The 12250-nt window shown below is 37.0% G+C and carries 14 protein-coding genes; all 14 read right to left on the bottom strand.

Annotated features, from left to right (window positions below; all coding sequences use genetic code 11):
- Positions 1-28 precede the first annotated feature (28 nt).
- Complete coding sequence (gene nuoL / locus NZ923_04475; protein ID MCS7229276.1) at positions 29-2119, bottom strand: NADH-quinone oxidoreductase subunit L; 2091 nt, start codon at positions 2117-2119, stop codon at positions 29-31.
- Positions 2116-2334 carry a nucleotidyltransferase domain-containing protein gene (locus tag NZ923_04470; GenBank protein MCS7229275.1) on the bottom strand — a complete coding sequence of 73 codons (219 nt, stop codon included), beginning with the start codon at positions 2332-2334 and terminating at the stop codon, positions 2116-2118. Before NZ923_04470 ends, nuoL begins: the two co-directional genes overlap by 4 nt.
- Positions 2335-2456: 122 nt before the next feature.
- Positions 2457-2789: an NADH-quinone oxidoreductase subunit NuoK gene (gene nuoK, locus NZ923_04465; protein MCS7229274.1), complete on the bottom strand. Its 333-nt coding sequence runs from the start codon at positions 2787-2789 to the stop codon at positions 2457-2459.
- A 20-nt stretch (positions 2790-2809) separates the two neighbouring features.
- Positions 2810-3307, bottom strand: a complete 498-nt coding sequence (locus tag NZ923_04460; protein ID MCS7229273.1) for an NADH-quinone oxidoreductase subunit J — start codon at positions 3305-3307, stop codon at positions 2810-2812.
- Positions 3308-3333: 26 nt separating this feature from the next.
- Positions 3334-3903: an NADH-quinone oxidoreductase subunit I gene (locus NZ923_04455; protein ID MCS7229272.1), complete on the bottom strand. Its 570-nt coding sequence runs from the start codon at positions 3901-3903 to the stop codon at positions 3334-3336.
- Between the two features lie 13 nt (positions 3904-3916).
- Positions 3917-4912: an NADH-quinone oxidoreductase subunit NuoH gene (nuoH, locus tag NZ923_04450; protein MCS7229271.1), complete on the bottom strand. Its 996-nt coding sequence runs from the start codon at positions 4910-4912 to the stop codon at positions 3917-3919.
- A 26-nt stretch (positions 4913-4938) separates the two neighbouring features.
- On the bottom strand, positions 4939-6096 hold the full coding sequence (locus NZ923_04445) for an NADH-quinone oxidoreductase subunit D (protein MCS7229270.1): 1158 nt from the start codon (positions 6094-6096) through the stop codon (positions 4939-4941).
- Between the two features lie 30 nt (positions 6097-6126).
- A complete protein-coding gene (locus tag NZ923_04440; GenBank protein MCS7229269.1) occupies positions 6127-6612 on the bottom strand; it encodes an NADH-quinone oxidoreductase subunit C in 486 nt (161 codons plus the stop codon).
- 14 nt (positions 6613-6626) lie between these two features.
- On the bottom strand, positions 6627-7142 hold the full coding sequence (nuoB, locus tag NZ923_04435) for an NADH-quinone oxidoreductase subunit NuoB (GenBank protein ID MCS7229268.1): 516 nt from the start codon (positions 7140-7142) through the stop codon (positions 6627-6629).
- 60 nt (positions 7143-7202) lie between these two features.
- Positions 7203-7613, bottom strand: a complete 411-nt coding sequence (locus tag NZ923_04430; protein MCS7229267.1) for an NADH-quinone oxidoreductase subunit A — start codon at positions 7611-7613, stop codon at positions 7203-7205.
- Between the two features lie 98 nt (positions 7614-7711).
- Entirely contained in the window at positions 7712-9610 is a 1899-nt protein-coding gene (pabB, locus tag NZ923_04425) for an aminodeoxychorismate synthase component I (protein ID MCS7229266.1), read from the bottom strand.
- A gap of 22 nt (positions 9611-9632) precedes the next feature.
- A complete protein-coding gene (locus NZ923_04420) occupies positions 9633-11453 on the bottom strand; it encodes a peptidylprolyl isomerase (GenBank protein ID MCS7229265.1) in 1821 nt (606 codons plus the stop codon).
- Positions 11454-11613: 160 nt separating this feature from the next.
- A complete protein-coding gene (locus NZ923_04415; protein ID MCS7229264.1) occupies positions 11614-11907 on the bottom strand; it encodes a T9SS type A sorting domain-containing protein in 294 nt (97 codons plus the stop codon).
- Positions 11894-12250: hypothetical protein (locus tag NZ923_04410; GenBank protein ID MCS7229263.1), on the bottom strand; the 357-nt coding region annotated here is incomplete at its 5' end. The genes NZ923_04410 and NZ923_04415, both read right to left, overlap by 14 nt.

Raw genomic sequence — 12250 nt, 5'->3', positions numbered from 1 at the left:
TTGCGATGTTTCCAAAAATCAGCAAAATTTATCCAACGAAAATGTAAAACAAAATTATCACGGCAAATATGACATAAACTATATAGGTTTGGACCTTGCCGTTTTGCAAAAACCTCGCAACATATCCGAAAAATCCAGTTATGTAAGCAAGTAAGTTAACAAGCCCATCAATTATGTTCCAATCAAACTTTCCAACCGAAAACGACCATAACTTCGTCAAATGAGCCGAACCATCAACTATTCCATCAATAACCTTCAAGTCAAACCACTTCGCAAATCTTGAGATCCCAAGCGTAGCAAGGACAAATGTATTTTGATAAAGCTCGTCAAAATACCACTTGTTTTTCAAAAATGTGTATACAGGTTTTACGCTATTTGCAACTTTTTCAGCGTCAATCTTCTTCCATTGATAAGTTAGGAAGGCAAACAAAATCCCAAGTCCGGCCATTCCAAGCGAAATTAACATCGCCGGAACATGTGCCTCATGCAAAGCGTGCTCATACTCTGTTATCGCAACGCCATGTTCAATTTTAACAGGAAGATTAAATTTATATTGTTGCTCAACTGGGACAACACTCTTTGGCTTGTGGATGTTTTTCTCTATCCAAGTAGTAGAAGCATCAAATGGATTCGGCCCGAAAATGAACCAAAGTGATAAAATAGCAAATATCACAAGCGGAACAGTCATGACCTTTGGTGACTCATGAATATGTTCAAAAACATCTTTTCGCTTTGGTTCACCGTGAAATGTAAGTATCAACAATCTAAACATATAAAATGCTGTAAGCCCAGCAACTAAGAACCCAATCAACGGTATCAATATATGACCACTTAATTTCCCAAACGCAAAAGCGCCTGCAAGAATTGAATCCTTGCTCAAAAATCCAGATGTCAAAGGAATTCCCGAAATCGCAAGCGTGTAAATTAAAAATGTGTAATAAGTTATTGGCATCTTCTTCTTAAGCCCGCCCATATTTCGTATGTCTTGCGGATCGGTATGATGATCATGAACTTTGTGCAAAGCGTGATGCATCGCATGAATGACCGAGCCAGAGCCAAGGAACAAACCCGCTTTGAAAGCGGCATGCGTCACAAGGTGGAAAAACCCCGCAACATAAGCCCCGCTCCCAAGGGACATTATCATATATCCAAGCTGTGAAATCGTTGAATAAGCAAGAACTCTTTTTATATCAGTTTGAGTAATTGCAATCGTCGCAGAAATAAATGCTGTTATAGCTCCAATATAAGCAATGAAGGTCAAAGCATCAGCGCTCATCATTGCATATGTTCTTGCGGTAAGATACACGCCAGCTGCAACCATTGTCGCAGCGTGAATCAAAGCGCTAACAGGTGTCGGACCTTCCATTGCGTCTGGCAACCATACATGCAGAGGAAATTGCGCGGACTTACCAATCGCGCCCATGAAAACAAGAATACCAGCAATTGTCAACAAATCACCCGATAATTTACCTTGTTCAATCCCAGCGAAAACTTCACCAAAATTAAATGTCTTCAAACTTACCCATATGATCATTATCCCAACGAAAAACCCAAAATCCCCAACTCTATTGACAATAAACGCCTTTTTAGCGGCGTCAGAAGCAGATTTTTTCTCATACCAATGTCCAATCAAAAGATATGAAGAAACACCAACGAGCTCCCAAAAAACATACATTGTGAAGAAATTGTTCGTCAAAACAATCCCAAGCATTGAAAATGTGAAGAAATTAAGATAGGCAAAATATCTTGAATACCTCACATCGCCTTTCATGTATCCAATTGAGAAAACATGGACTAGAAAACTTACAACACCAACCACAATAAGCATCGTCGCAGAAAGATTATCAATTAAAATCCCAAGCGTTATTTTCATCTCACCCCAATTTTGCACAAATCCAAAATTAACCCATTCAAACTTCCACTCTATCGGTTCGTGAAAATAAAGTATTTTATTCAAGAAGACGACGAAAGATAAAACAAGAGAACCGAAAATAAAACTGGTTCCAATGACATCGCCCTGTCGCGGGAGTCGCCTTCCAAAGAAAATCAAAATAAGAAATCCAAAGAATGGCAAAAGCAAGGCAAGGATTGAAAGCAAAATCAATGTATTTTGACTCATGCTATATCAACTTTGTTTTTATTTTGAAACCTGTATTTTAACTCACTTTCGGGCATGTAATTTTTCCTCGCAAACGAGCCAAAAAGATATGTCTTTTTAGCGAAGTTAAACTTGTTTCTGATCTCTGCTGATATTTCTCTTAACCTTTGCATTAACTCCTCATAGTTTACCGATAAAACTACGAGACAATCCAACGATTTTTCTTGCAGAACCATATGCTTGATTTGCTATCTTTAGGCCAAAAAATTCATAAGGACTTCGCTCTGGGATTGAATTTGCATATCTTGGCTCAATATATAGTCACGCACCTTCAAGCAATTCATTATGCTCATTCTGATTATTGCTTTAATTTATCAACTTCATCAATGTTAACGGTGAGAAAGTTTTTGTAGATGTTTAAGACGATAGCAATTGCGATTGCTGCCTCTGCTGCTGCGAGGATTATCACGAAAATAGCAGCTAGATGACCACTTAAGCTAGCTGTGCTATATTTTGAAAAAGCGATGAAATTTATATTTGCAGAGTTCAAGATAAGTTCAATTCCCATCAAAACCATTATTGCATTTTTCCTTGTGACGACCGCGTAAATACCAAGTGAAAATAGGATTGCGCTAACGATCAAGAAATGCTCAAGTCCAACATTTTTAAGCGCTGATAGATCCAATTGCATTACAAAGCCCGCTTTATTTTTTAACTTTTCTCCTTTCTTGCAATAATAACCGCACCGAGTAAAGCCACAAGCAAGACAACTGAGGCAACTTCAAAAGGCAATAGAAAATCAGTCATAAGTTTCTCACCGATCTTCTTCGTAGTTGCATCCCACTGAACATTCATAACATCAAACCATTTTGTCTTTAAAATCACGCCGACAAGTGTTCCCATAATAGCTCCTGTTATGACGATCGCAGGTCCTACATGCAAAGTTTCAGTCCTGATTGGAACATCAAAAACTTTGGTAGTAAGCATAACACCAAAGATTATCAAAACGAGTATTCCTCCAACATAGATCAAAATTTGTGTCACCGCAATGAAATCAGCATTCAACAGGACATAAAGCCCCGCAACTCCAAAGAATGTAAAAAGAAGGGAAAAAGCTGAGTAAATTATGCTTCTTGCGCTGACAACTATTATCGCCGAACCAACGGTTATGATCGCAAGGATATAAAATGCAACATCAAACAAACTCATACTTTTCTTCTTCTTTGTTTTTAAGTTTAAGATTTTTCCTCTGGATTTCCAGGATTGCTCACGGTAACTTGTTCCGCTGGTTTCACAGCTTTTTTCATCTTCTGTTCAATCTCAAACTGTTCAACTTGCTTTTTCTTTAATTCGGCTTCCTCTGGTGTAAAGTTACTGAAGTGATAGATCAAATTGTGTCTGTTATACTCTGAAAATTCATAAACATCGGTCATATAAATACATTCAGTTGGGCATGGATAAACACAAAGTCCACAATAGCAACATTTGCTTATGTCAATATCAAATTTCGTCACCCATAATCTCTTTTTGTTTCCAGTTGAAGTAACCCCGAGATCTTCATTTGGCAACGCTTTGACAGTTTCAATAGTTATACAATCAACTGGGCACGCCATTTCGCATTGCCTACATCCGATGCAATCATCTATGTTAACATAAAGCCGATTTCGGGCTCTTTCAGGAAGCTTTAGTTTGACATCTGGATATTGAATTGTTACAGCTCTAACAAAGAGATGCTTAAATGTAAGCCTTAATCCAACAAGAATTGTCCAGAGAGCGACGAATATGTTTTTGAAGTATTCTTTCATTTTAAAATTTACTTTATTTTAAAATTGCCCACAGACCGACGATCATTATATTTACGAACGAAATCGGAGTTAACACTTTCCAGGAAACATACATAAGCTGATCCACTCTTAACCTTGGCAATGTCCATCTTAACATAATTTGCAAAAAAACGAAGAACAATCCCTTAGAAACGAACCAGAAAACTCCCCACGCTGGACCGGACATAAACTCACCAAATGGGCTATTCCATCCTCCGAAGAAGAGAATCGCAGCAATTCCAGAGACGAGAAACATATTCGCATATTCAGCAAGATAAAACATTGCAAACTTCATTCCTGTATATTCAGTATGATAACCCGCAACAAGCTCGGATTCTGCCTCAGGGATGTCAAACGGAGTCCTGTTAACTTCTGCAAGCGATGCGACAAAATAAATCAAAAATGCAATAAACATAAATGGCGGATATTTAAAAATGTTCCAATTAAATAAACCTCCTTTTTGCGCTTCACACACCTCTTGCAAGTTCAGTGTTCCAACAACGATCACAACAGTTAAAATTGACAAAGCAGTTGGTATCTCATAACTTACAATTTGAGCAACAGAACGCATCGCTCCAAGAAGAGAGTACTTATTATTAGAAGACCACCCAGCCATCAAAATTCCTATAACGACAAACGAAGTTATCGCAATGATATAAAAAACACCAACATTTAAATTCGCAGCGATAAATGTAGAAGTAAACGGAAGAGCTGCATATGCAGCATAAGAAGCTGCAAAAACAATCACTGGTGCGAGTATGAAAAGAATTTTATCAGAATTTGCTGGTGTTATGTGTTCTTTTGATAAAAGTTTTAACAGATCAGCTATTGGCTGTGCCCATCCATGAAACCCACCAGTATACATATACCCAAGCCGATCTTGAACATGCGAAGCGACTTTTATCTCTGTCCATAAAATCACAATTGCATAAACAAGTATAAACAAAAGTGGAATTACAGAGGCAACCAACATGTTTAAAAGTTCGGCCATTTTTGAAACAAGTTTGTTTTTAAACTTTACCTATCAACTTCACCAAGAACTATATCAACGCTTCCAAGTATTGCAACAAGATCAGCTATCATATAACCTTTTGAAATTTCCGGCAAAACAGAAAGATTAACAAAACTTGGGGCTCTTGCTTTAACTCTAAATGGACTTGATGAATGCCCATCACTTATAATATAAAATCCAATCTCTCCTCTTGGATTTTCCGCTCTGAAGTAAATTTCACCTTGTGGTGGTCGTGCCTTCTTTGGTATCGCCGCGTGGACATCCCCAGCAGGAATTTGCTCCCATGCTTGCTCAATTATCTTTAAACTTTCTTCCATCTCTCTAACCCTGACATAATACCTATCCCAACAATCCCCAACGGTTCCCATCTTCCCTTCGCCAACAGGTATATCAAACTCAAATCTATCATAAACAAGGTATGGTTCATTTTTTCTCAAATCAAACTTAACACCGGAGCCTCTTAACATTGGACCACTACATCCATAGTTTATTGCGACATCAGCTGGAAGAACCCCTATATTTGCTGTTCTATCAATGAAAATTTTGTTATAAGTCAAAAGGTCATTTATCTCCTTCAACGCTTTAGGAAATGTCTTCAAAAAATCTTTGAGTTTTTTACCGAAGTCGGAAGGCAAATCATGCGAAAGCCCACCGATCCATATGTAATTATAAAGCAATCTCGCACCACAAGTTATTTCAAACAAGTCAAGGATTTTCTCTCTTTCCCTAAAACACCACAAAAACGGAGTGAAAGCCCCAAGGTCAAGCCCGTAAGTCCCAATGGCAAGAAGATGGCTTGCTATCCTTTGAAGTTCAGCCATTATAACGCGAATATACTGAACTCTTTCAGGAACCTCAATCCCCATCAACTTCTCAACCGCAAGAACATAAGCAAGCTCATTCCCCATTGCTGCAACATAATCCATTCTGTCAACATACGGAATTACCTGTTGATAATTCGTCATCTGTTCTGCATGTTTTTCAAAACAACGATGAAGATAACCAAGATGTGGTATGACATCAACAATTATCTCACCATCAACGACAAGTTCAAGTCGTAAAACACCGTGTGTTGATGGATGTTGAGGTCCCATATTTAAAATCATTGTATCGGTCTTCAAATCCCCCTTTGCAGAGCGAGTGGTTATTTCAAATGTTGCCATTAATAATGCCTTTTTTGTTTTAATCTATCTTCAATATGGAACTTTCATTCCATTATAAAACTCTGGAACTTGAAAATCTTTTCGCAATGGATGGCTTCCCTCAGGCCAATCATAAGGCATCAAAATTCTTCTCAAATCTGGATGACCTTCAAATATAATCCCAAACATATCATATGCTTCACGCTCATGCCAATTTGCACTTTTCCACACTGATTCAACAGATTGAACAACAGGATTTTCAACCGGAACTTTAACTTTCAAAACAAACCTATGTCCATGCTTCATTGAATAAAGATGATAAACAACGCCAAGCGTTCCATTTGCATAATCTACTCCACTTAAACACATCAAATAATCAAAAGCAAGATCAGGCTCATCCCTTAAAAACTCACAAATTTCCTTTACTCTATCAGGTTTAACCTCAAGATACGGTTCAACAATTGCATCAGATTTGAATTCAACGATTGCGTCTTCAAACTTATTCCTTATTTTCTCATATATTTCGTTTGCGTTCATTTTGCCCCAAATGTTTATTTTTCTTCTACATAAACTGGTGGAAGTTTTTTCTTAACGAGCGATTCCCTGCGTATTTTCTCGCGAAGTTTAATTATACCCTCAAGCAATGCCTCAGGTCTTGGCGGGCATCCTGGAACATAAACATCAACTGGTATAATTCTATCAACACCCTTTAAAACATGATAGCCATGTTCCCAATAAGGACCTCCACAATTTGCACAACTTCCCATTGATATCACATACTTTGGATCTGGCATTTGCTCATACAATCTTTTCACACGAGAGGCCATTTTCAAAGTTACAGTCCCAGCAACTATCATCAAATCGGCTTGCCTTGGGGTTGACCTTGGAATTATACCAAATCTCATAATGTCAAAATGTGAAGCAGACGCAGCCATCATCTCAATAGCACAACACGCAAGTCCAAATTGCATCATCCACAACGATGATAACCTTGCCCAGTTTAAAACATCTTCAACCGTTGTTATGACTATGTTTTCGCTCTCAAATCTTTTATCTAAAAGTCCCATTTTAAATCTCCAATTTTTGTTTAATCAATCGTTGAGATTTCTATCAAACCTTAACCCTTGTCAATTAAGCATTTCCGCCTTTTCTTTTTCAACCTCAAGATATTTCGGTCTTGGCTTATCCCATTCAAGATCTCCCTTTGCCCAAGCATAAACATAACCAAGAATTAAAATCAAAAGAAAGATCAACATCTCAATAAAAGCAAACAGCCCAAGATCTTTATAAATCACAGCCCATGGGAATAAGAAGACGATCTCTACTTCAAAAATTAAAAATATCAAAGCCACTGTATAAAATCGGATATTAAACCTGATCCATGGATTCCCAACTGGCTCTTCACCACATTCATAAATCGTGGATTTTTCAGTATTTGGTCTGTGGGGGCGAATAAGGCGGTTTACTAATAGAGCTCCTGCAACGAAAATTGTCCCAATGATTAAGAACAATAATACCTTGGCAAATTCATTTAGCATAAAATTTCTCGCTTTATTTTAAGCAAAGAACTCTTTGCAAATATATCAAAACGCAAGGATAAATTCAAATTTTACGAACGGAAAAACAGCATATTCACTTAAATTGCCAGATACACTGGCTTTAAGATACATCGCCTTTTACCTCTTATCGCATTACATATGTAAATTTCATCCGCCTCAAGCAAATCGTTCAAATACAACACTTTTTCCTCTGCTTCTCTGTGTGTTTCAAGAATATGCTGTCTGTAAACTCCATTTAATAATCCGCATTCAACTGGCGGTGTAAAAAGTTTTCCGTTCTTCTTTATGAAGATATTGCTTATTGAACCTTCGGTTATTTGCCCTTTTTCGTTCATAAAGATGACATCCGCAAAACCCTCGCTTTTTGCTTTCTCAAACATCCTGTCATAAAGTTCACGCTTCGTTGTCTTATGATAAAGAAATATATCGCTTGAATTAGTTCTCACACTTGAAATCGCAACAAAAATATCACCTTTTAAATCTTCCTCTATCGTAAACTTTTCTAATTTAAATCTTCCTTCGGAATTTAAACTCACTCTAACTTTATATTTCTTACCTGCTTCAAAACTCAGTTCAAGTTCCTTCAAAAGCGAGATCAAACTTTGAGCATCAAAATTAAAATCAAAATACTCAGCCGACTCACTCATTCTTTTTATATGCTTGTCAAGCAGATTGTATTTGACATCCCACAAAATTGACTCAATTATTTCAAATTTCTCGCTTGGTTCCGTCAAAAATTTTGCCTTCAACAGACATTCCTCATATTCCGAATCCGGATCTGAATCGTAAACTATGCCTCCGCCGCTTCCCATTTCTCCACGATTTTCCTTGATTACGATTGTTCTTATTGAGACATTAAAAACTGCCTCTCGCTTTGTGCTCAATTTATTTGCAGGCGCAAAGAAACCAATTGCCCCAGTATAAATTCCTCTCGGTTCATTTTCAAGCTCGTTTATTATTTCCATACTTCTTATTTTGGGAGCACCCGTTACCGAGCCACTTGGAAAAATTGCCTTGAAAACATCATAATATGTTAAATTATCCCAAAGCTTGCCCTCTATCGTTGATGTCATCTGAAACAAGGTTTTATATTTCTCAACTTCAAAAAGTTTGCTGACCTTTACCGTCCCAATCACAGAAATTTTCCCAATATCATTTCTCATAAGATCAACTATCATCAAATTCTCAGCTCTGCTCTTCTCATCATTTTTCAACCACTCAATCATCTTTTTGTCCTCTTCCAGCGTTCTTCCTCTTTTGATAGTTCCCTTCATCGGCTTGGTTATAATTTTATCACCGCTTATCCTGAAAAATAACTCCGGTGAAAAAGACAAAACGGATATCTCATCTGTTTTAATCAATGCGCTATATGAAACCTTTTGCTTCTCTCTCAACGACTTATAAAGTGCGATAACCGAACCGTCAAAGTCAAATTTGAATTTACCAGTGAAATTAATTTGGTATGTGTCCCCGGCAATTATATAGTTTTTTATCTTGGAAATTTTTTCAACATAATCCTCCCTCGCCAAGTTAAACTTCAAATTTTCAAGTTTGTAACAAAGGTTTTCACTTTCAAACTCATTTGGTTCTTCCACCGCTTCCATACTATGATCAAGTTCAAAAAGGATAAAATCGTCATACACACCAAACCAAGCGAGTGAATAGTCAGGAAGGTATTGATTTTTTAGCTTAAACTTATCAAAGTGATAACCACACTCATAAGCAAAATAACCAGCAACGATATGCGAGCTTGCAAGATGCTTCTCAATTTTCTCAAATAGTTCTGGAATCTCATCAAGTTTCTTTATGCTTAAAATCTCAACTGGCTCAACAAGTAAAATGCTTCTTAAATTTTCATCATCAAACTTCGTCGTTTCAAGGAAAACGAAATTGACTTTGCTTTCTAAATCGTTTAAATAAGACGCCTGTATCTTTAGAAGTTTTATTTTGTCTCCGCATCTGATAATTTTACCCATACTATCTCTGTGATTTTTGAGATTATGGCAGTGGTAAATCCTTTCGTTTTATAAATCTTATCCAATCAATGTTTCGCTCAAGTAGTGGAACAGCGAGAATTCTATTGTTAAATCCGAGAAACCTAATAACTATCGTGTTTAAGTAAGTCACCTCAACCGATTTTAAAACCTCCGGCTTTACATCCACGATGTATTTATCTGCAAGTGAAGCGATCAATTTGTTTAGAATTACGCTAAATGTATCGTAATTAACGAAATAAAGCGTATCTTTCGGTTTCCTTTTATCAAGAAGTTTGAAAACAGAATAACCTTCATCTGTATAAAACGGACCATAAACTTCACCGATTTCAAGAGTAGATGCAATTTGCCCAATTTCACCAAGTTGAGTTGAAAGAACATAACCTATTATTCCATCATTTTCTCTTGCCGATTCCCTTTTTGAAAATCTTCTCGCAAGCTCGCCCATATCGTAGCCAGATTTGATAAGTTTCAAAAGTGAGTCGGCAAATTTTACATCGTCAACCAAAATTTCTTGAATTTTTATTTCCCAGACATCTTTCCTAGTTGAATAGCTTTTCAAAAGTTCCTCAGCTGAAACAGAACGATTAAATTTCAGAGAGTCAAGTATCTTTTTCTTAACAGCGTAAGCAAGGTAAGCATCGCGCCACATCTCCATATCTTTTAAAACATCCGGGGATTTATCAAGCCCACGCTTATATCCTTCAAAAGCGAGCAATTCTTCATTAACTATTGTTTTCAAAATATCATTTAATGTCGCGCCAACGCTTTGCATATCTGAGTGAATGACGAAACCTTTAAACGAAATTTGATCTATCACATAATCAAGTGTTCTGCTAAAATTGCTACCTTTGAGAAAATAACTGTTAAGATGCTCGGCAAGTTTTAACTTGATATCAAGAAAGTCGTCTCTTGATAAAGCAATTGGATAAACAAACTCATCTTTCGCTTTTCTAAAATGTTTTTTTCTTTCAACGACATTTTTCAACTCAGTGTAGAGAAGTTTTAAAAGTTTAGCATCAACTTTCAAGGCTTTCCCTTTCCCAAACCGGTTGACAAATTCAACGAGTTTTTGTCTCTCCTTTCGTTCTTGAATTATTTTTCTTACTTGACTTTTTGCGCTTTCAATCTCATCAGGGCTTAAACCAAATTTTGATGTCTTCTCCGCAAGCTTAATTATATACCAAAGCGAATCCACTTTAATCGGTTGATATATCTCCCCAACAGAGAGATAATCATAAACTATTTTTTCAATTGGCTCGTAAATTTCACCCCATCTAAATTTTTCAACATTATCCTTTTGCCCAAGCCTTGTCATCAAACTGTCAAAATCTTCACCTCTCTTCAAAAGATTCCAGAGAGAATCAATCTCATTTCTGTTTCCCGAAACTATATAACGAATTTCAACTTCTGTATTATATTTAGGAAGCGCCTCAAGAATCTCTTTTTCAGAGACACTGACTTTGTTTTTAATTTCTTGTTTGTAAAGAGCATCAAGAACAAGAAGTTTTTCAGTCTGTTCAATAGCCCTTTGAATTTCCGGATCCTTGTCAAGCCCGAGCTCAAGACCCCTAAAAGCAAGCAATTTTTCAGCTATCATTGAATAAAAGAACTCTATTCTATTTTTATCAACCTGTGATTTTCTCTCTTTACCAGGCCATATGGTAAGTTCGTATCTTTCAAGAAAATCCTTAACAGTTATAATTTTGTCCCCAACCCTTGCGATTGTGTCGCTTTTTATTTGTGTCTGGCTTTTGTAAAATTGAGAACGGAGAATCTGCGTCGGAAAAAGAAAAATCAGAAAAATTAGAATTGCTTTCTTCATCAAAGTTAAAACTTTTTATTTCTTGCGGAAAAGATAACCAGAATAAAATTTACACAACATATTTGAAAAAAAGAAAGACTCATAACCCCCAAAAGATAAAGGGGACACAAAAAGCACAAGACAAGCATCTTCAAAATCAAAAACAAAGGTGGAAAATAAACTACTTCACCAACATCATCTTTTTCACATCCACAAACCTACCTGCCCTCATAACGCAATAATAAACTCCACTTGACAACCCTACACCATTAAACCTATACACATACCTACCAGCATCCAACTCTTCATCTACAACCACACCAACAACCCTACCCAACACATCATAAACCTCTAGCCTAACTCTTGTTCTCTCTGCAATATCAAACTCAATGTTTGTAATCGGATTGAATGGATTCGGATAGTTCTGATGCAGTGCAAACTCCCTCGGTATAGTCTTGTCTTTACCTTTGAACATTAAGTATCACTCCACCCTCACGATATACTGCAAGCCCTCCACCCCAAGTCCCAATCCACTTGTTCCCCTGGCCATCTATGGCGATTGAAAGAACATCATTATCAGGCAAACCTGAATTCGTCGTGTTATAAACTGTCCATCTTGAACCATCAAACATAGCAAGACCTCCACCATATGTCCCAATCCACTTGTTCCCTTGTTTATCTATGGCGATTGAATGAACAATATCAATTGGCAAACCTGAATTCGTCATGTTGTAAACTTTCCATCTTGAACCATCAAACATAGCAAGCCCTCTAAACCAAGTCCCAATCCACTTGTTCCCCCGGCCATCTATGGCGAT

Source organism: Candidatus Kryptonium sp. (assembly GCA_025060635.1).
Lineage (GTDB): Bacteria > Bacteroidota > Ignavibacteria > Kryptoniales > Kryptoniaceae > Kryptonium.
The sequence above is the reverse complement of the archived record's forward strand: the minus strand, read 5'-3'. Positions and strand labels throughout refer to the sequence as shown.